We start from the raw sequence: 26,499 nt of genomic DNA on the forward strand, positions 1-26,499 counted from the left end.
TATTATTTTTTTAAAGTTTCATCAACTATTTCTGCTGTTGGAGCATTTAATTTTACGGAAGCAATACCGTTTTCCAGTCCTGATTTTGAACTGTACATTTGGCTGTTCCCAATAATTTCACCGTTTCTTGCTTTTAACACGAAATAATCTTTTCCGTTTTTCGCTACTCTTCTTTCGTATCTTGAAAGATCCTGTGAATTAACTTTTACAGATTCGATTCCTTTTTGACAAGATGCTTTCTGAACATATCCCTCGCTTGTTAAAATAATTTCGCCATTTCCCGCCTTCAGATTAAACTGATATTCGTTGTTGACTCTTTGTGTGATGATGAATTTTCCCATGATTATTGTTTTAACTTGTGTGACATTCGTTAGAACACGTTTTGCAGCCATTTGCTTTCGAATAATCCCTTTTTGCTTCTCTTACTGCATCTTTACAAGACGAAAACTGACCTAAATATTTTCTGTTATCAATGCTCGGTAGATATATACAGTTTTCATGATGTACTTCATGATCTCCATTTGCCTGAGCTTTTTTGTTTACATAGTACTTTTTCATAATAAAAATTGTTTATTGTTTTAACAGTCCAAAAATATGAGCATTAAATTCTGGTTGATTACGGAAAACCGTAAAATGGGCAAAAAATAAAAAACCTTTCAAAAAATTTGAAAGGCTGTAAGCGAAATTAATTGTGATTTTATATAATTCCTATGTCCTTGCAGAAGGCTACCAGCTGCTCGTTGCTGTTTATTTGGAGATCCTCTTTCAGGCTGTTTAATCTTTTTTCCACACTGCTGAGACTAGCCGGTTTAATATTTCTGTCTTCAAGATGTATAGGGATATTTTTCTGTAATACTCCTTTAGAAAGGAGGGAGACAAGGGTGATGTCAAACGTAGAAAACTCATAGCTATTGAACTTTTTCATATCCTGCTTCAGATCAAAAGATAAATATTCTTCACCAATGTATACTGAGGTAATTGATTTTTTTAAGTCTTTTGAATCGTTTCTGGCTTTACGAACATAACCGTTAATTTGATAATCTGAAAAAAGATTTTCTATAATCCCTGTTTTATGTTCTGCCGAAAACACAATGATTTTTAAATCGGGCTGTATCTCTTTTGCTTTTCTGATGAGTTCTTTTCCGTCTTTGAGATTTTGTTCATGATGATCTTCTTCATAATAAAGATCTGTAATTAATAAGTCATAAGGATGTTCTTCCCGTAAAGCTTTCTGGATTTTACCTATGGCATCATCACAATAAAAAACATAATCAATGTTGGGGATGACAAGATCCTCAAGGGTTTTCTGAACGGAAATATTGATGCTTTCATGGTCTTCGGCTATTAGAACTTTTTTGAACATGGTTATACGATTTAATTTTAAAAAATAGGTTAAGACCTCAAAAGTATAGTCATTTATTTTTTTACCATTACGGTTTCACGTAAAAAGAAAAAATAAATATTTCAACAGATATAATCAGATGATGCCAATATCTTTACAGATTACGATCATCTCAATATTGTTTTTTGCGCTAAGACTGTCACGAAGCTCACTCAATCTTTTTTCAATAGATCGGATGCCGTAAGGCGTCATCCGATGCTCTTTCAGATAGGTACTTATTTCACTTTGTTTGTGTCCTTTGGCAAGCAGCTCAATTAATTTCATATCATATACATCAAACTCAGAAGAAATATGGCGCATCGTATTCAGAACCTCCTGGGGAATTACAGTCTCTCCGTTAAAAATTTTGCGTATTGTGCTTTTCAGGTCTTGTCCGTCACGCCTTGCCTTGCTTACAAATCCGTCCACCTGATATGTTTTATACAGATCATCAATTGTTTTGGCTTTCTTTTCTACAGAAAATACAACTGTTTTTAATCCAGGCTGAACCTTTTTTGCCTCGAAAATAAGTTCCTGCCCGGAACGAAGCTGCTGAGGAATATGATCTTTTTCAAACGACAGATCTGCAATAAGAAGATCGTAAGGACTTTTCTTTTCTAAAGCTGATTTTATCCTGCCTAAAGCTTCATCACAATACATTACATAATCAAAATCAGGGATATTTAATTCTTTTATCGTATTCAGGATTCCCTGGTTCATTATTTCCTGATCTTCAACGATTAAAACTTTTTTGAACATGGTTATAGGATTAGGAAGCTGGAAATGAAAGATTTACTTTCAGTCCTTTTTCAATTTTTGTTTCAAAAGTAATGGTTCCGTTAATTGTTTCTATGCGGGATGCCGTATTACGCAACCCGTTTTTATAAATAAGGTCTCCGGAAATTCCTATTCCATTGTCTTTGTACTGAATATCAACCCTATTGTTTATTTTTTCAAACTTAACGGCTACATGGCTGGCATGGCTGTGCTTTTTCATATTCACCATCAATTCGCGAATCATTTGATAAACTTCCTCTTTAACGGTAGCGGAAACGGGATCCCAAATTGCAGGACTGTTCCCTGCTGTAAAGGTTTTTACCGTTTCATTATTGAAGGAAGCAATGAGTTCTGAAATTACTTTGCTGAACTCTTTTTCTTCACCAATTTTATCATAGGAAATATCCCTTGATTTTTCATACACAAATTCCAGTTCATCAAGTGCTTTATCCCGGTCAAAATCTTCCTGGTTTTCAATCTTTGTCATCACCTGGTAAATGCCGTTGGCAACTACATCATGAACCTTTTTAGACATCTTAAGCTGAGTGTTTTTTATTTCGATTTCTTTTTCTTGTTTTAATTTTAATTGTCTCCTTCTGTAACCAATTACAATAAATATAATTGCAACAATTAATATAACCACTCCAATTAAAAGTTTTAAAATGCTATTATCCTTTTCTACATTTTCTCTTTTGAATTTTTCAGAATCATATCTTTCTAAAGCAAATTGACTTTTAGACTTATTTCTGGCTGTTTCTAAGCTATCCTTCAGATTTTGATATTGCTTGAAAGGTATTTTTATATTTTCAGGTTTTTCTAATTGTATTATTTTTTGAAGGGCTTCTAATTTATCATCAGGACTATTGTTAGCTGAAGCGGTCTTGAACATTTTTTTTGCATAAAAAAGAGCTTTTATGGGATCGCGATTCTCAAAGTATTCAGTTAAGTGAGAAAAACTGGCATTTAGTCCATCTGTATCTTTTATGTTTTCTCGTATGTGTAAGGCTTTGTTCAGTTCATATTCGGCATTATATTTAGGATTTTGTTGAAATTTTGCAAAGGCAAGGTTATCATAAACTTTAGCGAAAATGATAGAGCCTTTATCGATATTAGAAGAAGATAAGATACTGTTGTAAATATTAATTGCCTTATCGTAATCTCTCAAATATACATATGAAACAGCCATATTGTTAAGAAGAGTAAACCGCTCAACGGAATCTTGAGCATACATCGAAGCCTGATTGTAAATTTCTGCTGCTCTTTTATAATCTTTAAGTTTTTGACAAGAAATGCCAAGATTATTGTAATTGGAAGCAAGGTCTCGTGAATCCTTTTTTTTATCTAAGAATTTGATGGCCGATAGAGCTGTTTCTTGTGCTCCATAATAATCTCCAGCATCACACTGGATGATTCCCATAAGCACTAAACAATTTCCGGCATAAGAAGGATATCCTTTTTGAATAAAGTCATCTTTTGCCTTATTTAAATATTTAAATGCACTGTCTTTTTTTGATGCCTCTAAATAATCATACCCTTTATCGTAATTTATTCGATCGGCTACTGAAGGCTTCTTTCTTGAGCAAGAAAGTAGAAGAGATAAGATTAATAGAAGAGTTATATGAGCTTTCAATGGTTTTTTTTCAAATTTAATAAAAAAAGCGAAAGATAATTCTTCCGCTTTCTTTGTTATTTTCTTGGAGGTATTATTTGTCCTGTTTCTCCTCCTGTATCACTTTCTCCTGTACCCCCAGTCTCACCTGTACCCCCAGATTCTCCCTGAGATTGTGTCGTTACAGTTGTTGGGTTATTATCATTGGCTGTTGTTGCGTTGGCAGTATTGTTTGAGAATGCTAAACCGAATAGCATCAATATAATTTCGATCATTTTTCAAAAAATTTATTGTTAAAGCATTCGTATTCTTCCCTGCGAAGCAGATCGCAGATAGTGTTATACGGTTAAAAAAATTGAAGCGCTTCTAAATTTTTTGGGAAGTGAACCTTCAAAAACGGAGGAGAAACATCTGCTTCCCAACCCGGAGTTTTCCTCCGTTTTATCTGGTGATTTTTGAAATCAGAGTTTTGATTTTTTGTTTGTTTTTTTGTCCCTGATTTCTTTTACAAATATCCGATAGTACGTTGTCTTATGTAAGACAGCGGGTGGACAAATAAAGTCATGTAAAATGCTGTGTATTACGGAAAACCGCAATTGTATTGTCTAAAATGTGTCTAATTTGGACAGCAAATTAATCCATTATCGAAATTGTATGTTTGAGAAAAGAAAATTGCTCATAAAAGCAGCATATGAAACCGCAAAAAAAGAACTTGGAATTGAAACAGATAGTTATAGTACTGTATTTGATTTTTTAAGCCAGAAACTAGAAGAGAAATTTGAGTCTTCCAAAGATGGAAGAACTTTTGTGAGATATTATAAGAGATTAGTAAATGAAAATCGAGATTATGATATTGATGATATCACTCTGGATCAATTAAGTTGGTATGTGGACTATGATAATTTTAAAGATTTTTCTGAGAATTATACAATTAGAAGAGATAATGGAGAGACTCAGATAGAAATGAGAATTGGAAATGATGAAAATTCTTTTTCAGAAAGGCTTTCTAAAATAATTATAAACATTACGAACGCACCTGTTTTCAATATTCCGCAGATGGCCAAAAACGGGATGGGAATAGGAGCTATAGTGTTAATTCTATTTGCAAGTTTTTCTTCTGGAAAAGGAGGACTAAAAATATTTGAAGAAGAGAATCAATGTATGTATTGGGATGGAGATGAATATAAATTAACCTCTTGTAATGATAAAAACCCTAAACATCAGTTATTGCCTGTTGATACTGTTAGGTTAAAATATTTTAAGAAAATTACCAGGCCAGATACTTTGACAGTAGAAAACGGGTTAGGTAATTCATGGTATACAAAATATGATAATGCGGTAGAGTTTTTTACAATGGATGGAATCAACCCTGATAACGGTAAAAGTCTAAGAGATGCGAGCAGGCATATGATTACAAAATATGCAGGAAAGAACGCAGGGAGTTTATTAATAGAAGAATAGGTTCCCTTCATAATTATTTAAATTCAATGAAAATAATTATGAAAACGGTGGAATTTCAATTGCATTTTACAAGAATTTTTAATGAAAACTATTTTGTTCTTTTTAAGGGTTGGATGATATTGCATCAGAAGCAATTAAAACTGTAGCCATACGGAGACTTTCCGGATGACGGATAGATTTATAATCTAGCGGATTGTGTACATCTTTTGCGCCAAAAAAGAAGCGAAGAGACTTCTCCTTCGCTTCTGATATATTACATTGATCTGTCAGCTTTTGGCTAAGCTAAAACTTACAATTTTTATTCTATGTTCAGCATGCCCAGTTCACCGAAATGCTTTTTAAACTTCTGGATTTTAGGGCCTACTACTGCGCTGCAGTAAGGCTGTGTTGGGTTTTCGTTATAATATCCCTGATGGTACTGTTCTGCAGGCCAGAATTTGTCGAATTTCGTTAATTCCGTTACATAAGTTCCTGTCCATCTTCCTGAATCCTGAGATACTTTGATGGCTTTTTCGGCCTTTGCTTTCTCTGCATCATCTTTATAGTAGATAACAGAGCGGTATTGGGTTCCGATGTCGTTCCCCTGTCTGTTTAATTGAGTAGGATCATGAAGGAAGAAAAATACATCCATCAGCTGTTCGTAAGAAATAACAGCAGGATCGTAAGTGATCTGTACTACTTCTGCATGTCCCGTCTCTCCAGTGCAAACCTCCTGATACGTCGGGTTATCTTTATGTCCACCAGAATATCCTGAAATAGCAGATTGTACTCCTTTCAGCATATTGAAACAGCTTTCCACACACCAGAAACATCCGCCTCCGAAAGTAATCTGTTCTAAATTATTGTTATCCATTTTTGGTAATTATATTGTTTTATGAACTTTTCCAGATCCGGAAAAAGCTGATCAAAAATATGAAAAACTTTTTCATTTGAACATGCTTTTACGTCTTAAACTTAAATTGCAATGATAGATGTAGCAAATGATTTTAAACACGAATAACACGAATGCTTTTCACAAATAACACAAGGAAAATAAGGATGCAATTTCTTGCATTTAATTACTACAAAGTATTTTAAAGCGGTTAGTATTAGCAATGTCATGCTGAGCTTAGTCGAAGCATTTTGATTTTAAACACGAATAACACGAATGTTTTTCACAAATAAAACAAGGAAAATAAGGATGCAATTTCTTGCATTTAATTACCACAAAGTATTTTAAAGCGGTTAGTATTAGCAATGTCATGCTGAGCTTAGTCGAAGCATTTTAATATTAAACACGAATAACACGAATGTTTTTCACAAATAACACAAGGAAAATAAGGATGCAATTTCTTGCATTTAATTACCACAAAGTATTTTAAAGCAGTTAGTATTAGCAATGTCATGCTGAGCTTAGTCGAAGCATTTTGATTTTAAACACGAATAACACGAATGTTTTTCACAAATAACACAAGGAAAATAAGGATGCAATTTCTTGTATTTAATTACTACAAAGTATTTTAAAGCGGTTAGTATTAGCAATGTCATGCTGAGCTTAGTCGAAGCATTTTGATTTTAAACACGAATAACACGAATGTTTTTCATAAATAACATAAGGAAAATAAGGATGCAATTTCTTGTATTTAATTACTACAAAGTATTTTAAAGCGGTTAGTATTAGCAATGTCATGCTGAGCTTAGTCGAAGCATTTTAATATTAAACACGAATAACACGAATGTTTTTCACAAATAAACACAAGGAAAATAAAACGCAATCATCTGTGAAAATCTGCGCAATCTGTGGTCAAAAAACAAAAGCACCCTAAAAAAGGTGCTCTATATTATTTAAAAGGCTTTCAGTTATTTTTCCCAAACCAAAGCACTCGCTCCGAGAATAGCAGCATCAGCTTCGTCAAGCTCACTGAATACGAGCTTTACTTTATTTCTGAAGATTGGAAGAAGGTTTCTTTCCATATGAAGTTTAGCAGGCTTTAAAATAAAATCTCCTGCTTTAATTACTCCTCCGAACAGAAGAATAGCTTCAGGCGAAGAGAACATTACAAAATTGGCTAATGCTTCTCCCAGTTTCTGACCTGTATATCTGAAAACTTCAATCGCAATAGGATCTTCCTTGATAGCACATTCATATACTGTTTTAGAATTGATCTCGTCTTCAGGGTATTGGTTCAGCATTGATTCCGGGAACTCCGCTCTCATTTTCTTTGCTGTGATGGTGATTCCCGTAGCAGATGCATAGGCTTCAAGACTTCCTTCAGAACCTGTACTCCAGTGTTTTCTACCGCCCGGCTTCACAATCGTATGGCCCAGCTCTCCGGCAAACCCGTCATGTCCGTAGATTAAGCTCCCATTAGCGATAATTCCACTGCCTACACCTGTTCCAAGGGTAATCATAATGAAATCTTTCATTCCTCTTGCAGCTCCGAAAAGCATCTCTCCCAGTGCCGCAGCATTGGCATCATTGGTCACGGTACAAGGCAGATTGAATTTTGCCGTCATTAACTCAGTGAAAGGAATAACACCTTTCCATGGAAGATTAGGGGCAAGTTCTATAGTTCCTTTGTAATAGTTGGCGTTCGGTGCGCCTACTCCGATTCCGTCAAAGTGTGCTTCAGTACCATATTTTTCCATCATTGGACGAACATGCTCATATAAAGAATCGATGAAATCTTCTACTTTGTCATAGGCATCAGTTTTCAGATTTCCTTTATCCAGAACTTCACCACGGTGATTTACAATTCCGAATTTAGTATTGGTTCCGCCGATGTCAACTCCAAGGGCAACTTGTTTTGATAAATCTATTAATGACATTTCTATTATTAAATTCTAAGGGCTAAAATTATAAAAAAGATTGTATTAATGGATTATTAACTGGGTTTTATTTAATACTTTAAGTTGTTTTTATTGTTTTTTTCTTTTTTCTTCCCCACCAGATCATAAATCCGGTAACCGGAAGAGAAGCGCAGATAATGCTTACGATAAAAGCAATGATCTTGGTAGGAAGCCCCAGAATGGCACCTACGTGAATATCATAATTGGCGTTTACTACCTTTTCTCCGAAGTTTTTGTCTTTTGGATCATGAGTATGAAGCAATTCTCCAGAGTTTTCATCAAAGATTAAGCTGCTGCTTTTATGGTAAGAATAAGAAAGGTGTTTTACATACACCTCAAAGTTGGGATGCTCGTGATCATCCATATGGGGATGTCCTAAGTCTATGGCAAAACCATAGGAATCCGGATATTTTGTTTCTACTGTATTGATGATTTTATCCAGTGTTCCTTCCGTTCTCATTTCAATAGGAGCTTTTGTTTTAATGTGTGAGAAGTCCGGATACTTGGTTTCTCCGCCGGAAAAGATCACATAGATCATTGCCTGAACTATAAAAAATGCATAGAAAAGCCCTGTAATAGAGAAAATTAAAGCGAAAATAGAAGCATAAAACCCTAAGACATTATGAAGATCATAGTTTTTTCGTTTCCAGCTTTTAATGTTTTTCCATTTGAAAGCAAAACGCTGTTTTCTGGCAGCTTTGTTTTTTGGCCACCATAGAATAATCCCGGAGATCAGCATGATGATAAAAATGATAACAGGAATTCCTACTACATAAGTTCCCCAGTCCTGTTTCAAAAGGTAGCTCCAATGGATCATTTTTACAATGTTGAAGAAGCCGTTTTTTTCATCATAAACTCTTAATACTTTTCCGGTGTAAGGGTTTACATAAGCCTGTTTATAAATAGGAAATTCATCAAAATAATTCCAGGCATCGGTATTATGTTCATACCAGAAGAACATATAGGACATCTTTTTGTCAATAGGAACATTTACCCAGTGGATAGGATATTTTTCTTTTACCTGTTCCGCAACAGCTTTTTCCATCACTCTGATAGGAAGCACCTTTTTCTGCTCAATATTTTGCTCGTGGTGGTAGATGACATCTTTTCGGGTAATGTTTTCCACTTCATCCTTAAAAACGTACAATGCTCCGGTAATAGAGATAATAAAAATCAGAAATCCTATTCCCAATCCAAACCAAAGGTGCAGTTTAGCGGACCATTTTTTGATAAAGCCCGGTTTCTTTTTATGATGATGGTTTTTCTTCATATAACAGTAAAAGTAAAGCAAAGGTATGTTTTACTTTTTATTTAGATTAATTAAAATTTGTATTCGATCATGAATGTTCCCCTCAATCCAAGAGCATTCGTGAAGTCACTGTCTCTTGATGTCCACCATGAGATAGCAGGTTGATACACTTTATTGAAAAGGTTTTCAATACCTAATGACAATCTCCAGTTGTTGCTGACTTCATAACTTGATTTGAAGTTAAAGACAGTATATTCCGGTACATATCCTTCACCGTAAGCATATAATCCCGTTTTTGCATTAGGCTCGAATCTGTTTTGCTGGAAAGAGTGAAGCATATCAAGACCAACGGATAGAGCTGGAACAGGTCTTGCCTGAATATACGCCAATACTTTAGGAGCAGAAATTCGGCTGTTGTTGATTTTTGTTGAATAATCACCGTCATCTTTTACAGAAGTAATTCCTTCCATCCAGCTGTAGCTTCCTCCAAACTGAATCCATTTTGCAGGGGTAAAGTGTAAAAATCCTTCCACTCCATACACGATTTCCGGAGATCTCTGAATCATTAATGCTCTGTCCGGACTCTGTACGAATGATGCGCCAAGTTTAGATGTACTCACATAAGAGGTTAATTCATAGTTCAGCCAGCCGGAAAGCTGCCCTGTTGCCCCCAATTCGTAATTGTTTACGATGATGGGTTTTGTTTCCAGGTTTTTGATAGTTTCAGAGGTTGAGGTTCTTAAAATTCTTCCTAATTCATTAATAGAGTAGGCCTGAGAGAAGCTTCCAAAGAGGTTGATATAAGGCTCAATATTATAGCGGATACCAATATTTCCTACCACTGCATTGTAGTTCAGTTTTCCACCTGCAACAGGAATACTTTTCGTGAAAGTTCCGTCACTTTTAAGAGTGGAAAGCGTATTGAAATCGTCAACGTTTACTTTGATGTTCTCGTAACGGAGTCCTCCTTTAAGGGTTAATTTTTTAAACAGATCAATTTTTGCCAATACAAAAGGCGCAATATTGGTCATATTCATATTGGGCGTCCAGAAACGTCCGTCTTCCAGCTTTTGTACGGTTTCATCATTCAGAATATCAGCTCCATAGATAATTTCACCCTGAGAATTGGCTGAATTCCAAAGCTGGGTGTCAAAATTGAACCTTGCCCCTGCCTTTTTTGAGATCACATTAGACTGTCCGCCATTGAAAAAGGTGTCACTGTATCCGTAAACGGTTTTGAAATCCTGATAATAAAGGTTGATATTCAAAGAAGTTCCTGCAAACAGGTTCTTGTTGTCATAGCTCACTCGGATATTGTGGTTTTTTGGAGTTCCCTGGGGAGTGGTTTCCAATCCTTTTCCAATTCCTTCACCAATGGTTGGCGTGATGCCGTATTTTCCTGTTTTTAATCCTACATTCAGGTCTGATCTTGAAGAATAACCAATGTAAGACGCTTCGACTCTTTGATTTTCGTTAATATCATAACCTATTTTCAGCAATCCGTTGTAGTTGTCCATCTTGGCAATGCTGTAGGTGGGGCTTATTAAAACACCGTCTCCGTCTTTTGTATATCCTGTTCTTTCGTAGGCTAGGGAAAGAGTATAGTCGAATTTGTTGATCTTTCCGGATAAAAGCTGGCTTGCTCTTACTCCTAAAGTACCACCGTAAGGCTGTCCTGTAAGCCCGATCTGTGAAATTCCGGAGATTTTTTTATCTGTTTTGCTTCTTTTTGTAATATAATTGATGATCCCTCCGTCTGCCCCGTTACCATAGATGGAAGAAGCTCCTTTGATCACCTCAATTCTTTCAATCGCTGAAGGATCAATAGTTCGTAAATCTCTTGCTCCGTTACGAAGTGGGGTAGACTGTGGAATTCCATCAATCAAAACCAGAACCTGACGTCCTCTCAAGGTCTGTCCGGTGTTGGAAGTTTGTCCGGAATTGGTACCTAAACTGGGAACGGTATACTGCAGGATGCTTGTAATATCTGAGTTAACAGTAAGCTGAGACTGAATCTGTTTTTCTCCTACCACCGTGATGGAGCTGGGAACTTCTTTTATGCTTTCCTTTTTTCTGGAAGCAGTCATTATAACCTCGTCTACATTTTGAGTTTGTAAACTATCTTTTACCTGGGCAAAAACGGTAGCAGTTCCTAAACAGGCAGCTGATAAAAGCACTTTTTTCATTATATTTTCTTTCCTTTTTTCTTTCTTTTTCCCCACCAGACCAGAAATCCGGTTACAGGGAGCGATGTACACGTGAGGCCGGCCATAAACCAGATGATCTTTCCAATGATTCCAAAGTAGGAGCCGGTATGGATATCATAATTGGCGTTGGAATATTTCTCGGCAGTATGGAGTTTGTGATGAGGTTTGTTGGCCAGTAGTTTTCCGGAGTATTTGTCGAATGTCAGAATATTTCTTTCGCTGTACCTTCCATCCAGTCCGTAAACTGTTACCGGAAGGGTTTTCAGTTCTTTTCCTTTTTTATTCTTTCCGTTTAGATTAATTCTGAAGCTGGATGATTTTGCGTACAGTTTTTCAGTTTGTGCCGCAGCCAGATCAAAAACAGCTTCATTCTTTGCCATCAGAGAATCCGGGGATTTTTTTTCTTTTTCTTTAGGAAGTTCCCATGAGCCGGATAATGCAAACGTAAAAGTGTTTTTTACGTAAGGATAAGCAAAATAAAGTCCCGTAATGCTCATAAGCAGCGCGATAAATGATGCATAAAATCCCAGTATATTGTGAAGATCATAATTTTTCCGCTTCCAGTTTTTTACATTTTCCCAATTGAACCAAAAACGACCTTTTCTGGCATTTTTATTTTTAGGCCACCATAAAATGATTCCTGTGATGAGCATAATGACAAAAATAACGGTTGGGATTCCTACAGTGTATGGTCCCCATTCAGAGTTAAGCAAAAGTCCCCAGTGGATATATTTTAAAATATTGAATACATCATACTTTTCATCATAAACCGCCAGGATTTGTCCGGTATACTGATTGACATAAACCTGCTTGTTGATGCGTACCTGCTGAAAATAGTTCCATCCCTTTTTGCTTTTTTCATAGTATTCAAACTGGTAGGCTTTTGTTTTATCCAAAGGAATTTCTACAGCGCTTACCGGATACTTTTCATTAAGTTCCAGAGATACTTTCTCCCGAAGCAGATTAATAGATAAAGGCTTTGTTCCGATATCCTCTTTTTTCAGGTAAATAGCCTCTTTTCGTAAGTTATTCTGTATTTCATCCTTAAAAACATATAAAGTCCCTGAAAGAGAGACTATAAATACAATGATTCCAACAGATAAACCCAGCCACAAATGCAGCTTTGCAGACCATTTTTTTGCGGGAGATATTTTCTTTTTATGATGATGCTTTTTTCTCATAGCAAAAAGTTAACCCCATGAGGGGCTAACCTTTGATTTTTTAAAATTTATATCCTATTGATACTCTCCAGTTACGCGGAGCATTGTAGATCCATGCATATTCACCGCCATCTCCTCTGTATCCGCTGTAAAGTTTTCTGTTAAGAACATTATTCAGCATAAAGTTAACATCGAATTTTTTAGCAACATAAGAAATCCCGAAGTTGGTATCAAAATAATCCGGTAAGCTTTGATCTTTTGTGGCACTCACCCCAAACCAGGACTGTCTTCCCCCCTGATACTGATAACCGGCTGAAATCCCGAACCCTTTCATAAGACCATTTTCAAATCTATAGTTTACCCAGGTATTCTGTACATTTTTCGCATTCCCCGGAGACTGGATACCAATTCTTGTAGGATCTGTGTCTTTGATGGTCTTTGCATCTGTATAAGCATAGTTGATGATAATGTTCAACCCTTTGATGATTTCCCCTTTGATATCAGTTTCAAAACCTCTTGCTCTCTGCTCACCTGTAGCAACCTGAAAAGGCTGTCCTTCATTTTGTTCTTTAGGTCCCGCAACAAGAATATTTTGTCTTCTGATTTCGTATACAGCGAAAGTAGAGTTCCATTTTCCACCGAACCAGTCTTTTTTCAGTCCGAATTCAATATTCTGCCCTCTGAAAGGATCTGTAATTTTGGTTTTGTTAATTCCTGTTCCGGATTGTGGTACGAAGGTTTTATCATAGATACCATAAGCTGAGAAGTTTTCATTAATAGAATAACTCACACCAACTCTTGGGGTAAACTCACCGGCTGTATCAGGTACAATAGGAGTTCCCGGGCTTAAATTAGGATAGGCTGAATAAGTTTTACCACTTGTATACCTACCTGCTAATGTTAATCTTAGCTTATTATTAAACATTTCAATCTGATCCTGAGCGTAATAAGAAGTATATTTTACGCCCTGATCATTATAAAACGGAGCAGAAGTGTTTAATGTATAAAAGTTAGAAGATGGAAGTTTTGAAGGGTCTACCCCATAATTTACATTATAAATATTAATAGGGAATGGTCCTCCGGTAAAAGATGAAAAGTCAGCAGTGTATTTTCTGTCTCCGTAATCAAAACCTGCGATTATTTTATGAACAATATTCCCTGTATTAAGGGTTCCTCTCACATACGTCTGGAAGATGTGGTTTTTTCCTTTCGCCTGCCAGTTGCTTAGCGTTCTGTTGAAAACATTTTTATTGGCAGGGTCAAAAGTTCCCCACCATGATCCTCCGTCATAATTCAGGTCCATGTAAGCATACTGTGTGCTCCAAACCCAGTCTTTGAAAAGCTTCTGGTCTAAACTTAAGAATAAACTCTGATCTTTTACTTCAGTTTTCTTAAAGTTGGGGTCATTAAAGTTGGTATGTACATTCAGTGAAGCGTATCCGTCGTTTGACATCAGATAAGCTCCAGGCTGATTAAATTTTAAATACTGATAATTGTACTGAGCCGTAAACGTAGTAGTTTTTGTAGGTCTGAAAGTAATGGAAGGAGCAACAATAATTTTGCTTGTTTTATCATTTTCCACCCATGAATTATTAGAACTTCCCATTAAATTAAGACGATAATCTAAAACACCGTCTTTCACAATAACACCGTCAAGATCTGCTTCTCCTCTGAAAAGGTTATAACTTCCTGTTGTGAAGCGCACACTGTTGGCAAATTTCCCTGTTGGCTTTTTAGTGACCACATTATAGAACCCGGCAGGATCTCCCATAGAACCCATAAATCCGGCAGGACCTTTTACAAACTCTATTCTGTCAATTACAGATGCATCAGGGTTAATTGGTCCCCAGGTTGAAGATACATTCATTCCGTTCATAAAGGTAGCAATACTGGCACCTCTCATAAATACATTGGAATATACATTATCCCAATGCTCTACCTTTCTTGCTCCGCTTACGTTGCGGACAATTCCTTCAGACATATTTAGAGTCATCTGATCAGCAAGAACCTGAGAGCTTATAGACTGTACATTCTGCGGAAGTTCAAGAATAGGTGTCTGAATTCTTAGTGAACCGGAAACCTCATTCAGTTTGTACTTCTGATAATATCTTCCGTTAACAACTACTTCTTCAATATCATTGGATTTGATGGTGTCTTTTTTTTGCGCAGAAACCAGCATTGTTCCCAGTGCGGAAGCACAGATCAGTACATTTTTCATGAAAGTCAAATTTTCTGCAAATATATTATTTTTAACTGTTCTAAATAAATAATAAGATTGATATTTATCATAAAATTATTATATACTGAATAATAAAAAACCGCTCTGACCAATGGCAGAGCGGTTTTTGTATGATATTATTAAATTTTTCTTACGCAGGGATTTCTCCTTTGTATAAGAAAGAAATAATTTCTTTGTTTAATTTGTCGATCATTTCACTGAATAAGTGGAAAGACTCCTGCTTATAAATTACCAGTGGATCTTTCTGCTCGTAAACAGCTCCCTGTGATGATCTTCTTAAGTCGTCCATCTCACGAAGGTGAAGCTTCCAGTTTTCATCGATAATCGATAAAGTGATATTCTTTTCAAAATCATTCACTAAACTTTCACATTGAGTATCATATGCTTCCTTAAGATCAGCTACAATAGTCATTGTTTTGTGTCCGTCTGTGAAAGGAACCTGAATCATTTTGAACATTGAACCCTGATTTTGGTATACATTCTCAATGATTGGGAATGATTTTTCCTTTAATAGGTTCAGCTTCATTCTGTAGTCTTCCTGAGCTGCTTTGAATAAGATATTCGTCAGATCCTGAATGTTTTTATTATTAAAATCACTTTGAGAAACCGGAGATTCCATCGTGAATGTTTTAATAATTTCATATTCAAAATCTTTATAACTTCCTGAAGCTTTTCCTTTCACAACGATAGAATTAGCAACATCGAAAATCATATTGGTGATATCATACTTCAGGTGGTCTCCGAATAGAGCATTCTTTCTTCTCTTGTAAATTACGTCACGTTGTTTGTTCATAACGTCATCGTACTCAAGAAGTCTCTTTCTTGTTCCGAAGTTGTTTTCTTCCACTTTCTTCTGAGCTCTTTCAATAGACTTGCTGATCATAGAATGCTGAATGACTTCTCCCTCTTTATGACCCATTCTGTCCATCATTTTAGCAATTCTTTCAGAACCGAACAAACGCATCAGGTTATCTTCAAGAGATACATAGAACTGAGAACTTCCCGGATCTCCCTGACGTCCCGCTCTACCTCTCAACTGTCTGTCAACACGTCTAGAATCGTGTCTTTCTGTTCCGATGATGGCTAAACCTCCTGCATCTTTTACTTCTTTAGAAAGCTTAATGTCGGTACCACGACCTGCCATGTTGGTTGCAATCGTTACAACTCCCGGCTGTCCTGCTCCAGCTACAATTTCCGCTTCTTTTTTGTGAAGCTTCGCGTTCAATACCTGATGTGGAATCTTTCTTAACTGAAGGGCTTTTGAAAGCAGCTGAGAAATTTCAACGGAAGTAGTTCCTACAAGTACAGGTCTTTTCTGTGCTGTTAATTTTTCAATTTCTTCAATTACCGCATTATATTTCTCTCTATTTGTTTTGAAAACCAAATCTTGTTTGTCATGTCTCAAAATAGGACGGTTGGTAGGAATTACCACAACGTCTAATTTATAGATTTCCCAAAGCTCTCCAGCTTCGGTTTCAGCAGTACCTGTCATCCCCGCAAGCTTGTTATACATACGGAAATAGTTCTGAAGCGTAATCGTTGCAAAAGTTTGAGTCGCAGCCTCAATCTTTACATTCTCCTTTGCTTCAATTGCCTGGTGAAGACCGTCAGAATAACGACGCCCCTCCATGATACGACCTGTCTGCTCATCAACGATTTTAACTTCACCATCAATTACTACATACTCATCATCTTTTTCAAATAATGTGTAAGCTTTCAATAGCTGGCTCATGGTGTGAACACGCTCAGATTTTTCAGCAAAATCAGAGAAAAGTCTTTCTTTTGCCTCAAACTCTTCTTCTTTGGATAAGTTTTTAGCTTCTAATTCCGCAATCTCAGTTCCGATATCCGGAAGTACAAAGAAATTGGCATCAGAGTTACCTTGAGACATGTATTCAACACCTTTGTCCGTAAGGTCTACCTGATTGTTTTTCTCCTCAATTACGAAGTAAAGATCTTTATCTACAATCGGCATATCACGGTTGTTATCCTGCATATACTGCGCTTCAACTTTCTGAAGCAATGCTCTGTTTCCGCTTTCCGATAAGAATTTGATTAATTGTCTGTTTTTGGGAAGACCTCTGTATGCCTGAAGTAACTTGAATCCACCTTCTTTTGTATTTCCTGCAGCAATTAATTTTTTCGCTTCATTGAAAATAGCAGAAACCGTTTTCTTTTGTACTTCAACAATTCTGTCGATAGAAGGCTTAAGAACGTCAAACTCCTGTCTGTCTCCCTGAGGAACCGGACCTGAAATGATCAATGGTGTTCTTGCATCATCTACCAATACAGAGTCAACTTCATCCACGATTGCAAAGTTCAGTTCTCTTTGTACCAGTTCTGAAGGTGAGGTCACCATGTTGTCTCTCAGATAATCGAAACCGAATTCGTTGTTGGTTCCATATGTAATATCTGAGTTGTATGCTTTTCTTCTTCCGTCAGAGTTCGGCTGGTGGTTATCGATACAATCGATAGACATACCATGGAACTGGTAAAGAGGTCCCATCCATGCGGAGTCTCTTTTCGCAAGATAGTCGTTCACGGTTACCACGTGTACACCTCTTTCCGGAAGTGAATTTAAGTAAATAGGTAATGTTCCTACCAAAGTTTTACCTTCACCGGTTGCCATCTCGGCAATTTTGCCACTGTGAAGAATAACCCCTCCGATAAACTGAACATCATAGTGGACCATATCCCAGACTACTGGAGTTCCGGCAGCGTCCCATGAGTTTTTCCAAACAGCTGTGTCTCCCTGAATACTAACGAAATCTTTTCCTGCAGCAGCAAGTTCTCTATCCCAGTCACTAGCTGTTACACGGATTTCTCCATTCTGAGCCCATCTTCTAGCCGTTTCTTTGATCAATGCAAAAGCTTCGGGAAGAATCTGAACCAGAACTTTTTCTTCAATGTCGTATGATTCTTTCTTTAGAGCCTCAATTTTTGTGAAAAGAGCTTCTTTTTCATCAACGTTGGTTGAATTTTTTATCTGCTCTTTTATCTGTTCTATTTGAGCGGTAATCTTGCTGGTTGCAGATTTTATATTCTCTTTAAACTCAGCAGTTTTTTGTCTCAACCCATCATCCGACAATTGTTGGATGTTAGGTTCTACAGCTCTGATTTTTGTTACAACTTTTTTTACTTCTTTTAGGTCCTGCGCTTTTTTGTCTCCCAAAAACCCTTTAAGAACTTTGTTTAAAAAACTCATAAATTTTTTGCTTTATGCTTAATGCAAAATGCTTTAAGCGTTTTAAATAACACTTATCGTGTAAATTAATATATAAAAAGGGCAAAAAAGCTCTAAGCAAGCAGCCTAAAGCTTATCGCTTTATTAATATTCGTCCTCGTTCCAAAGGAAATCCTCGTCAGTAGGATAGTCACTCCATACCTCTTCGATAGATTCATAAATCTCTCCTTCGTCTTCAATGGCCTGAAGGTTTTCTACTACTTCCATAGGTGCACCAGTTCTGATTGCGTAGTCGATAAGCTCTGCTTTTGTCATTGGCCAAGGTGCGTCACTTAAATATGAAGCTAATTCTAATGTCCAGTACATAATTTTCTAATTTTTTGCAAAAGTATAAAAATAGGTTGTATAATAAACTTTTTTATACTTGATTTTCAATTCTTTTTATAATTTTTTCTTATAAATGGCTGTCACAAACTGGCTGGCAGCTGTGTCAGCAATTTACTTAATGTCGTTTTCTCAAAAACCATTCCACAAATTTTTTTATGCCATTTTGGAAGTTGGTGACCGGTTTATACCCTATTAAGTCCTTTGCCTTTGTAATATCGGCATTTGTTTTTGTGACATCTCCCGGCTGCATTGGCAGAATTTTTTTGCTGGCAGTTTTTCCCAGTGCTTTTTCAATAGCGGCAACCATCTCTGATAAAGTGATTACCTGATTTTCTCCCAGATTAAGAATTTCATAAACTCCGGAATTTTGTTCCAGATAATGAATAGACTTGGTAATGCCATCAATAATATCATCTATATAAGTATAGTCTCTGGCTGTATTTCCGTCGCCATAGAAAGGGATCTCCTGATTCTCCGAAATAAGCTTTGTAAATTTGTGTATCGCCAGATCAGGTCTTTGTCTTGGTCCATACACCGTAAAAAACCTAAGCTGGATAATATCTATATGGTATAGGTTATGGTAAACATGTCCTATAACCTCTCCGCTTTTCTTAGTTGCGGCATAAGGTGAGATAGGGTTGTCTACATTGTCTGTTTCTGCAAAGGGAATTTTTTCATTGTTTCCATAAACACTTGAAGAAGATGCACAGATAAATTTTTTAATATTGAAATCCTTACACAGTTCCCAAAGATTCATAGTACCGCGTACATTCACTTCTTCGTACTCCAGAGGGCGTTCAATAGAAGGCCGTACACCGGCAAGTGCTGCCAGATGAATTACCATATCAATAGGATGATTCTTAAAGATGTTTTCAAGATCTTTTTTATTACGTATATCCTGCCAATAGAGGGAATATTGGTCAGAATGGGCGAGGGATGCCAAACGCGGAATATCCGTCTCTTTATCCGAGAATTCAAAATCCGAATTTTTACCGATTGACTCCAAAGTATTTTTAATTTTTACCTGATAGTCATAGAAATTATCAAAATTGTCAATGTTTATGACAGAATGTCCATTTCTTAATAATTTCTCTATGAGATGGGAACCAATAAAGCCGCTTCCTCCGGTTACAAGATAATTCATTTGTTGATTTTAATTGACAAATTTATTAATAAAACTTGAATGACGTTTTTATACTTTTGTCAGAAAATATAAATCAATGATAAATCTTCAAAAGCTATTTGTACTTCCCAAGGAAGAAGATGAAGAATTTACATTTGGCGAGATAGAAGAAGGCATTTATTTCCGCGGTCATAATCTTTGGCTTTTGGTAATTTCCATGGGTATTGCCTGTATCGGCTTAAATGTTAACAGCCCGGCTGCGGTAATTGGTGCAATGCTTATTTCGCCATTGATGGGACCTGTTGTTGGAATTGCATTTGGGTTTTCTATAGGAAACAGGAGGCTTATAAAGCTTGGTGTTTTTAACTGGCTTTTGATGATGGTAGTGGCCATTTGTTCTTCCACATTATATTTTCTGATTTCTCCTTTTCATTCAGAAACTTCACAGCTTGAAAGCTTTAAAACGGCAACCATTTTTGACTGTTTTTTGGCGCTGCTTGGAGGATTTGCATGGTTCCTGGGGATCGTAAGGAAAGAAGCAATCAAAGTTATCGCAGGGGTTGCCGTTTCTACAGCATGTATACCTCCTTTGTGTACAGCAGGATTTGGTATTGCCAACGGAAACTGGGAATACTTTTGGGGAGGCTTTTATTTTTATCTTATCAATTGTTTTTTTATAGCGGTGGGAACCTGGGTATTGAGTCTCTTGTTAGGATATCAGAAGTATTACAGAGAAAAAAACAGCAATAATCGTAAAGTTTCTGTATGGATCAGCTTAGTTTCAGTTATTATTTTGATTCCAAGTATACTGCTTACCAAAAAGAAGTGGGAGAACGAAGCATTAAAAGAAAGGTCAGAAAAATATATCAGAATTATTAAGGAAAGCCATCCTGAGCTGGCTATTATTAATTATGAGTCGTTTAAAGAAAAATCACAGGATTTTTTAAAGATCACCCTTTTGAATGACAGTGTTGCCATCAGTAAAAAAAGACTGGATGAACATAATGAATTAGTAAAAGATATTCATCTGATATGGCAGTATTCGCCTCAGTCAAAAAATATAAATAATCCGGAATTGCAAAAACTTCAAAGCCAGATAACTGCTCTAAAAAAGGAACTGGATCAGATTAAATTGCAAAAAAAGATCAAATAAAATTTCTATATTTACTTATACTTAAAAACATCATTATGCAGTTTCAAGGGCAAATTTTAAAGATGACAAGCTACGATGCCAGGCCAATCCAGTACTACCTCAATCTTTCCGGAGATCTTATTCATATGAATGAGCTGTTGGGAAAGGAGCTAAGCATAAAACATACAGGGTTTCAGTGTGTAAATTGTGGTGAAAATAAACCGGTTTACAGAATGGGATTCTGCAAAAACTGTTTTTTTGAAAGCCCTTATGCCAGTGATACCATTATCCGTCCCGAACTTTCTACTGCACATTTAGGTGTTGCAGAACGAGATCTTGAAGTGGAAAAACAAATTCAGCTGCAGCCGCATACTGTTTATCTGGCATACACCGGAGATGTCAAAGTAGGAGTTACCAGAAATACGCAGATTCCTACAAGATGGATAGATCAGGGTGCGACTTTTGCATTACCCATCGCAAGAACCGAGAACCGCTATGAAGCAGGAATGATAGAGGTGGCTTTAAAAGAACATCTGGCAGATAAAACCAACTGGAGAAAAATGCTGCAGGATGATTTTGAAGGAGAAGTAGATCTTGCCGATTTCCGACAGAAAATAAAAGAATTTTTTCCTGACGATTTCCAGAAGTTTTACAGCGAAGGAGAAGAACTGTGGATGTTTGACTATCCTTTTGAAAAACCGGAGAAAGTTTCATCGTTTACATTAGATAAAAAACCTGAGTTCACAGGAAGACTTACCGGAATTAAAGGGCAGTACCTTGGATTTGAAGGAGGAAACTTTATTAATGTAAGAGGACATGAAGGCTATGTTATTGAACTGGAAATAAAGAACTGATCTATATAAAAAGAATCAAATCACAAAATATGAAAAAATGGGTTAAAAGGCTTTTGATAACTTTCGGAATTATGGCAGGAGTTCTTCTCGCCGCGAATTTCGCATTAAATATATGGCTTAGAACCCAGCTTCCTGATTATATTAAAAAAAATACCGCTTATAAAGTTTCCTACAAATCTCTGGATGTAGATTTAGGAACAGGAAATATTTTTGCTACAGGAATTTCAGTTAACACTAAAAATCCAGAAAATACAGACGTTGTTGGTTTGCAGGGTACTGTGGATACTTTAAAAATAAGCCGTTTCGGAATTTATGATGCTGTTTTTAATAAAAGAATCAGCTCCTCAGACCTTTTGCTGGCTAAACCCAATTTAAATATTATCCTCGCCAAACCTGTCGGCCGCCAAACCGGAAAGAAAAGAAATCCGGTTTTATTTGAAAATATCAGAATCAATGAGGGTAAAATTGCTGTTTTCAGACATACCAAACAGAAATTTCTATCGGTACAGCAACTGGATCTTTTTGTAGAGAATTTGCAAATGACGGAGGAATCCGTAGAAGATAAATTACCCGTTGTTTTTGACAGATACAGTATCAAAGGTGAAAAGTTCTTTCTCCGTCCGGATGAAACGTATGCAGTTACCATCAGTAGTATCAATACAAGTAATGGGCAGATGGCTGTTGATAATTTCAAACTGACTCCACTGTTCTCCTTCACTCAGTTTAAAAAGTTTTATCCCCAAAAAACTCAATTATTTGAATTTGCTGTTCCCAAAATGAACTTTACGGATGTCATTTTAAACAAAAATAAAGTTTCACTTACGAATGCCGACTTCCGCAATCCTGTTCTGAAAGTCTATAATACAGGAGTAAAAGCCAAAAAAGCTGGGAAAAAATCAAATTTTGAAGTTGATGTAAAAAACTTTAAATTAAATAATGCTGTTGTTCAAATCAATAAACCGGATGGAAATAAACTCTTGTCTGTAGGAGCTATGAGTTTAAATATCAGTCAGTTGTTGTTCAATAAGGAAACCTCAGAGCAGGTCATCCCTGTAGGATACAAAGATTTTACTATTGCCGGAAGAAATATTGAATACTCCAACGCTCAGAATATCACAGTAAGAAGCTTTGCAATGAAGCCCGCCAATGGCGAAATCCGGGATGTCGTACTTACGCCAGTCCATCCCGCAGCAGGAAAAGCAGCAGCCGTTTTAAAAACAGATCATATCGCTTTTAATATCAATAAACTGGAGTTCATTAATAAAAGACTTAATGCTGATCTTAAAGATCTTCTCGTGGAAAATGTAAACGGGACTTTTAAAGCAGGTGAAAAACCAGCCAGTAAATCTGTGGGGCCTAATATCATTAATTCCATTATTATAAGAAAAACATCTTTAAAAAATTCAAACATTACTTATGATAAAGGAAAACAGCCTTTAACTTTCCATGATCTCAATGCAACGGTAAATAATATTGAATTATCACCTAAATCCAATCAGCCAGGACTATCCTTTAAAGTGAAAGACTATTATATTACCACCAAAAACCTGGTTTATAACACGCAGTTTTATAATATGAGTCTTGGACTTCTGAAACTCAATAAGAATAAAATGCAGATGAGCAATTTTGCCATGAAGCCTATCGTTTCAAGAGCACAGTTTATCAAAATGATACCCGTTGAGAGAGATCTGTATGATTTGAAGGCAGGAAAAATCACTGCAGAAGGAGTGTGGGATCTCTTTTCTCGCGATAAAATGCTAAATGCCTCTCAGGTAGACATTGAGTCTGCAGATGCCAATATTTTCAGAAGTAAGATTCCCAAAGACGATCCTAAAATAAAAGCATTATATTCTAAAATGCTGCGTTCCATCAAAATTCCGATGACCATTCATAATCTTAATATGAAAAACTCAGCATTAGTATATGAAGAAGATACCCCGGAAAGTATGGGGCCCGGAAAACTGACCTTCAGTAACTTTAATATGAACGTTAAAAACCTGAATTCAGCTAAAATAAAAGGAAAGCCTACAAAAGTGGATATAAAAATCAATTGCTCTTTCATGAATCTCTCTCCACTTTCCGTAAACTGGAACTTTGATGTGGCAGACCAGAATGATAGATTTGTAATCTCCGGAAAAACGTCCAACCTTCCGGCAAGTGGCATCAATCCATTTATAAGGCCTTATCTTCATGTGACAGCTACCTCAGGAACCATTCAGGAAATGTTTTTTAGCTTCAAAGGTAACCCTGCCGGATTGCACGGAACTTTTAATCTTAAACATAAAGACTTAAAAATTGCCGTATTAAATAAGAATAACCATCAGAAAAAAGGCTTTCTGACTGCTGTGGCCAATATTTTTATAAAGTCAGATTCAGGAAGTTATCCTGAGTCTGTTAATGTGGAAAACGTGGAACGTGATCCCACCAAGTCTTTTTTCAACCTTTTCTGGAAAGGAATTGAGCAGGGATTAAAGAAAACACTGATTGGTGCAAATGTCGAAAAAACCGAAAAGAAAGTGAAAAATGCCGTTTCATCTGTAAAAGAAATGAAACAATCTGTGAAAGAAATAAAACAGGAAATCAAAAATAAAACGTCACAGCCCGCAGAAGAGAAGAAAGAAAAGAAAGGTTTTCTGAATAATATATTCAGGAAAAAAGAAAAATCTGAAGAATAATTCTTTAAACCATTAAGAGATCATAGCTTCCTGGTTGCTGCCGATCTTAAAAAGAATGCAGTTGTTTTAATAAAAACGAACTTAATGGTTTAAAAAATCAATATAAGAGATTCAGTTAAAAATTGAATTCATCACTTTCCAAAATGGGAATATCCCTTAAAAACTTATCAAACTCTTCACCCGGATAATTGCTGTCTGCCCCATAAGAATCTATAATCATTCCACGATTTCCTGCATTATCCTTTACTACATAAAGTACTGCATTGTCATCCGGATTGCTGTCTCCCTCAAAGCGGTAAGTTTTTAAAATTACCAGTTCAGAGGGCTGATACACTTTCTCGGAATTTTCAAATTTCATTTCACATTTTTCGTTCATTCTGAATTCTCGGTGTATTCCTCTTTCAGAAAGCGTTTTCATCACCTGGCTCAAAGTCGTCATTCTGTCAATGTTTTCTGGATTTTCCATAATAATATTTTTGTTTTTAAGTACAATAATTAAACCATTGCAATCTTAAATATAAGAAAAATAGCAGATTGTAATTTTCCTAAAAATAAAGTTGAATGTTAACAAAATTTATAATTTAAAAAAATAAAATAGGTATACTTTTTGCAATGGTATCAATAATAAATCAGAGAAAATATGAAAAAAGAAGTTGGAGTTTTACTGGCAGGAGGAGTTGGTCTTTTGGCAGTATTGAGTTTAATAAGCATTAAAAAAATTTTGACTAAAAAAGATAAAAAATATAGTGATTCCTATTCGGACTATCACAGACACTTTGATGAAAGAAATAATGATGATGAAACTCATGGAGTAGAATTATATGCACTGAAGTAGTAAAAAAATATATTTAATTATGTTTAAATCCAACACTTTTGAAAGTGTTGGATTTTTTGTGGAAAACTTTAATGTTAAAACTCGTTATTTTATAAGAATTCCATTCTAATTTTACACAGGAATGCAAAACGAAAATTTCATAAAAGGTCAGGGAGCGCAGCGAAACGTTGTCAATCGCTTCGACAGGTATACCTATGAACCTGAAGATGAAGATTTCGAGACAGTAAAGACTTCTTTCACGGAAGTATTTCCCAAAACCATTGTCAATCAGGTCAAAAGCCAAGACCTTCCAATGGAATACTCCATGAATCCTTATCAGGGATGTGAGCACGGCTGCTCGTACTGCTTTGCAAGGCCTACTCACGAATACTGGGGCTATAGTGCGGGGATAGATTTTGAAAGAAAAATTATGGTAAAGAAAAATGCTCCTGAGTTACTGGAGAAATTTTTTCAGAAAAGAAGCTACAAAGCAGCTCCGATTCTGTTGTCCGGAAACACCGACTGCTATCAGCCGGCGGAAAGACAATTTGAAATTACCAGAAAATTACTGCAGGTTTGTCTTGATTACAGACATCCTGTCAATATTCTCACAAAAAATACAATGGTCTTAAGAGATCTTGATATTTTGAAACCTATGGCAGAACAAGATCTGGTATCAGTTTCTCTAAGCATTCCAACCATCAACGAAGAATTAAGAAGAAAGATGGAGCCTAGAACAAGCTCTGGAAAGAATAAATTAAAAGCAGTAGAAATCCTTTCCCAAAACAATATTCCCGTACATGTAATGGTTGCTCCTGTTATTCCCGGACTCAATAGCGATGAGCCATTGAATATATTAAAGTGCATTTCTGATGCAGGAGCATTGGGATTCGGATATACTTTAGTAAGATTGAATGATACAGTAGATCCTGTTTTTGTAAATTGGATTGAAACTCATTTTCCGGACAGAGCGCAGAAAGTCTTAAATCTAATCAGATCGATGCGAGGAGGAAAATTGGGGGATAAAAGATATTTTGAAAGACAAGAAGGGGAGGGTAACATAGCGGAAATGATTCATAATACCTTTAAAATTGGTAGAAAGAAGTTTTTTGAGGGTATAGAATTTCCAAAGCTTTCAACGGCCAATTTCACAGGAACTCGTGACCAGCAATTGAGATTGTTTGATTAATCATAACTTATGATTCTTTTATTGTATATATTATATATAGTATACATAAGGTTTTGATATGTATTCTTTACCTATTAACTCTTCCACGCAGAAATGCTATTACTCTCAAACCTTCAAGCTCTCCAGTATTTTCAGGAGCTTAATCCTGCTCTCCATTCCTACTCCTCGCGCCATGCTCTCCCAGGCTGTCACCCAGAGCGAAGTCGAAGGGTCTCCCACGCTCCGACCC

Annotated in this window: 22 protein-coding genes; 6 read left to right on the forward strand and 16 right to left on the reverse strand. The window is 36.2% G+C overall.

Annotated elements, in window-relative coordinates; translation table 11 throughout:
• Positions 1-2: 2 nt before the first annotated feature.
• From C8D70_RS12250 to C8D70_RS12275, 6 genes are all read right to left on the reverse strand, one after another.
• Entirely contained in the window at positions 3-341 is a 339-nt protein-coding gene (locus tag C8D70_RS12250) for a YegP family protein (RefSeq protein ID WP_110367492.1), read from the reverse strand.
• A gap of 10 nt (positions 342-351) precedes the next feature.
• Complete coding sequence (locus tag C8D70_RS12255) at positions 352-558, reverse strand: hypothetical protein (RefSeq protein WP_047426254.1); 207 nt, start codon at positions 556-558, stop codon at positions 352-354.
• A gap of 139 nt (positions 559-697) precedes the next feature.
• Positions 698-1,363, reverse strand: coding sequence for a response regulator (locus C8D70_RS12260; protein ID WP_076595287.1), 666 nt, complete (start codon positions 1,361-1,363; stop codon positions 698-700).
• 114 nt (positions 1,364-1,477) lie between these two features.
• Entirely contained in the window at positions 1,478-2,140 is a 663-nt protein-coding gene (locus C8D70_RS12265) for a DUF5932 domain-containing protein (protein WP_076595288.1), read from the reverse strand.
• Positions 2,141-2,150: 10 nt separating this feature from the next.
• The gene (locus C8D70_RS12270) at positions 2,151-3,788 is read right to left on the reverse strand and encodes a tetratricopeptide repeat-containing sensor histidine kinase (protein ID WP_110367493.1); all 1,638 of its coding nucleotides are present in this window, start codon (positions 3,786-3,788) and stop codon (positions 2,151-2,153) included.
• Between the two features lie 56 nt (positions 3,789-3,844).
• Positions 3,845-4,042, reverse strand: a complete 198-nt coding sequence (locus C8D70_RS12275) for a hypothetical protein (RefSeq protein ID WP_139325970.1) — start codon at positions 4,040-4,042, stop codon at positions 3,845-3,847.
• A 379-nt stretch (positions 4,043-4,421) separates the two neighbouring features.
• Here C8D70_RS12275 and C8D70_RS12280 point away from each other — a divergent pair, with 379 nt between their 5' ends.
• Positions 4,422-5,228, forward strand: coding sequence for a hypothetical protein (locus tag C8D70_RS12280; protein ID WP_110367494.1), 807 nt, complete (start codon positions 4,422-4,424; stop codon positions 5,226-5,228).
• 298 nt (positions 5,229-5,526) lie between these two features.
• On the opposite strand, the gene msrA is transcribed toward C8D70_RS12280, so the two are convergent.
• From msrA to C8D70_RS12325, 9 genes are all read right to left on the reverse strand, one after another.
• Positions 5,527-6,081: a peptide-methionine (S)-S-oxide reductase MsrA gene (msrA, locus tag C8D70_RS12285; protein ID WP_110367495.1), complete on the reverse strand. Its 555-nt coding sequence runs from the start codon at positions 6,079-6,081 to the stop codon at positions 5,527-5,529.
• 986 nt (positions 6,082-7,067) lie between these two features.
• Positions 7,068-8,036: an ROK family protein gene (locus tag C8D70_RS12290; protein WP_110367496.1), complete on the reverse strand. Its 969-nt coding sequence runs from the start codon at positions 8,034-8,036 to the stop codon at positions 7,068-7,070.
• Between the two features lie 79 nt (positions 8,037-8,115).
• Complete coding sequence (locus C8D70_RS12295) at positions 8,116-9,327, reverse strand: PepSY-associated TM helix domain-containing protein (protein ID WP_110367497.1); 1,212 nt, start codon at positions 9,325-9,327, stop codon at positions 8,116-8,118.
• 50 nt (positions 9,328-9,377) lie between these two features.
• Entirely contained in the window at positions 9,378-11,492 is a 2,115-nt protein-coding gene (locus C8D70_RS12300) for a TonB-dependent receptor (protein WP_110367511.1), read from the reverse strand.
• Positions 11,492-12,694 (reverse strand): PepSY-associated TM helix domain-containing protein, encoded by a 1,203-nt coding sequence (locus C8D70_RS12305; protein WP_110367498.1) that lies wholly within the window; start codon positions 12,692-12,694, stop codon positions 11,492-11,494. Before C8D70_RS12305 ends, C8D70_RS12300 begins: the two co-directional genes overlap by 1 nt.
• Before the next feature lie 40 nt (positions 12,695-12,734).
• The gene (locus C8D70_RS12310; protein ID WP_110367499.1) at positions 12,735-14,891 is read right to left on the reverse strand and encodes a TonB-dependent siderophore receptor; all 2,157 of its coding nucleotides are present in this window, start codon (positions 14,889-14,891) and stop codon (positions 12,735-12,737) included.
• Between the two features lie 151 nt (positions 14,892-15,042).
• Positions 15,043-18,117, reverse strand: a complete 3,075-nt coding sequence (secA, locus tag C8D70_RS12315; protein WP_076595296.1) for a preprotein translocase subunit SecA — start codon at positions 18,115-18,117, stop codon at positions 15,043-15,045.
• A gap of 123 nt (positions 18,118-18,240) precedes the next feature.
• Positions 18,241-18,462 (reverse strand): DUF2795 domain-containing protein, encoded by a 222-nt coding sequence (locus C8D70_RS12320; protein ID WP_002662059.1) that lies wholly within the window; start codon positions 18,460-18,462, stop codon positions 18,241-18,243.
• Between the two features lie 136 nt (positions 18,463-18,598).
• Positions 18,599-19,627 (reverse strand): GDP-mannose 4,6-dehydratase, encoded by a 1,029-nt coding sequence (locus tag C8D70_RS12325; protein ID WP_110367500.1) that lies wholly within the window; start codon positions 19,625-19,627, stop codon positions 18,599-18,601.
• Between the two features lie 76 nt (positions 19,628-19,703).
• Here C8D70_RS12325 and C8D70_RS12330 point away from each other — a divergent pair, with 76 nt between their 5' ends.
• Genes C8D70_RS12330 through C8D70_RS12340 form a run of 3 tightly spaced genes read left to right on the forward strand, consistent with a single transcriptional unit; the run spans position 19,704 to position 24,267 of the window.
• Positions 19,704-20,759, forward strand: coding sequence for a DUF389 domain-containing protein (locus C8D70_RS12330; protein ID WP_110367501.1), 1,056 nt, complete (start codon positions 19,704-19,706; stop codon positions 20,757-20,759).
• A gap of 35 nt (positions 20,760-20,794) precedes the next feature.
• The gene (locus C8D70_RS12335; RefSeq protein ID WP_110367502.1) at positions 20,795-21,592 is read left to right on the forward strand and encodes a DUF2797 domain-containing protein; all 798 of its coding nucleotides are present in this window, start codon (positions 20,795-20,797) and stop codon (positions 21,590-21,592) included.
• A gap of 29 nt (positions 21,593-21,621) precedes the next feature.
• Complete coding sequence (locus tag C8D70_RS12340; protein ID WP_110367503.1) at positions 21,622-24,267, forward strand: hypothetical protein; 2,646 nt, start codon at positions 21,622-21,624, stop codon at positions 24,265-24,267.
• 115 nt (positions 24,268-24,382) lie between these two features.
• Here the strand turns inward: C8D70_RS12340 and C8D70_RS12345 are convergent, their stop codons facing one another.
• Entirely contained in the window at positions 24,383-24,733 is a 351-nt protein-coding gene (locus C8D70_RS12345) for a hypothetical protein (protein WP_076595301.1), read from the reverse strand.
• A 174-nt stretch (positions 24,734-24,907) separates the two neighbouring features.
• On the opposite strand from C8D70_RS12345, the gene C8D70_RS12350 reads away from it, so the two are divergent.
• Both C8D70_RS12350 and C8D70_RS12355 read left to right on the forward strand, forming a co-directional pair.
• A complete protein-coding gene (locus C8D70_RS12350) occupies positions 24,908-25,102 on the forward strand; it encodes a hypothetical protein (protein WP_076595302.1) in 195 nt (64 codons plus the stop codon).
• Positions 25,103-25,223: 121 nt separating this feature from the next.
• Positions 25,224-26,270, forward strand: coding sequence for a PA0069 family radical SAM protein (locus C8D70_RS12355; protein ID WP_110367504.1), 1,047 nt, complete (start codon positions 25,224-25,226; stop codon positions 26,268-26,270).
• The last annotated feature ends 229 nt before the right edge of the window (positions 26,271-26,499 follow it).

It is taken from the genome of Chryseobacterium sp. CBTAP 102 (genome assembly GCF_003201365.1).
GTDB lineage: Bacteria > Bacteroidota > Bacteroidia > Flavobacteriales > Weeksellaceae > Chryseobacterium > Chryseobacterium candidae.

Coding starts and splice junctions, on each gene's coding strand:
- C8D70_RS12265 (WP_076595288.1), bottom strand. CDS start 2,140: ATGTTCAAAAAAGTTTTAATCGTTGAAGATCAGGAAATAATGAACCAG.
- C8D70_RS12255 (WP_047426254.1), bottom strand. CDS start 558: ATGAAAAAGTACTATGTAAACAAAAAAGCTCAGGCAAATGGAGATCAT.
- C8D70_RS12275 (WP_139325970.1), bottom strand. CDS start 4,042: ATGATCGAAATTATATTGATGCTATTCGGTTTAGCATTCTCAAACAAT.
- msrA (WP_110367495.1), bottom strand. CDS start 6,081: ATGGATAACAATAATTTAGAACAGATTACTTTCGGAGGCGGATGTTTC.
- C8D70_RS12340 (WP_110367503.1), top strand. CDS start 21,622: ATGAAAAAATGGGTTAAAAGGCTTTTGATAACTTTCGGAATTATGGCA.
- C8D70_RS12290 (WP_110367496.1), bottom strand. CDS start 8,036: ATGTCATTAATAGATTTATCAAAACAAGTTGCCCTTGGAGTTGACATC.
- C8D70_RS12300 (WP_110367511.1), bottom strand. CDS start 11,492: ATGAAAAAAGTGCTTTTATCAGCTGCCTGTTTAGGAACTGCTACCGTT.
- C8D70_RS12345 (WP_076595301.1), bottom strand. CDS start 24,733: ATGGAAAATCCAGAAAACATTGACAGAATGACGACTTTGAGCCAGGTG.
- C8D70_RS12355 (WP_110367504.1), top strand. CDS start 25,224: ATGCAAAACGAAAATTTCATAAAAGGTCAGGGAGCGCAGCGAAACGTT.
- C8D70_RS12330 (WP_110367501.1), top strand. CDS start 19,704: ATGATAAATCTTCAAAAGCTATTTGTACTTCCCAAGGAAGAAGATGAA.
- C8D70_RS12250 (WP_110367492.1), bottom strand. CDS start 341: ATGGGAAAATTCATCATCACACAAAGAGTCAACAACGAATATCAGTTT.
- C8D70_RS12295 (WP_110367497.1), bottom strand. CDS start 9,327: ATGAAGAAAAACCATCATCATAAAAAGAAACCGGGCTTTATCAAAAAA.
- C8D70_RS12260 (WP_076595287.1), bottom strand. CDS start 1,363: ATGTTCAAAAAAGTTCTAATAGCCGAAGACCATGAAAGCATCAATATT.
- C8D70_RS12335 (WP_110367502.1), top strand. CDS start 20,795: ATGCAGTTTCAAGGGCAAATTTTAAAGATGACAAGCTACGATGCCAGG.
- C8D70_RS12280 (WP_110367494.1), top strand. CDS start 4,422: ATGTTTGAGAAAAGAAAATTGCTCATAAAAGCAGCATATGAAACCGCA.
- C8D70_RS12325 (WP_110367500.1), bottom strand. CDS start 19,627: ATGAATTATCTTGTAACCGGAGGAAGCGGCTTTATTGGTTCCCATCTC.
- C8D70_RS12350 (WP_076595302.1), top strand. CDS start 24,908: ATGAAAAAAGAAGTTGGAGTTTTACTGGCAGGAGGAGTTGGTCTTTTG.
- C8D70_RS12320 (WP_002662059.1), bottom strand. CDS start 18,462: ATGTACTGGACATTAGAATTAGCTTCATATTTAAGTGACGCACCTTGG.
- secA (WP_076595296.1), bottom strand. CDS start 18,117: ATGAGTTTTTTAAACAAAGTTCTTAAAGGGTTTTTGGGAGACAAAAAA.
- C8D70_RS12310 (WP_110367499.1), bottom strand. CDS start 14,891: ATGAAAAATGTACTGATCTGTGCTTCCGCACTGGGAACAATGCTGGTT.
- C8D70_RS12305 (WP_110367498.1), bottom strand. CDS start 12,694: ATGAGAAAAAAGCATCATCATAAAAAGAAAATATCTCCCGCAAAAAAA.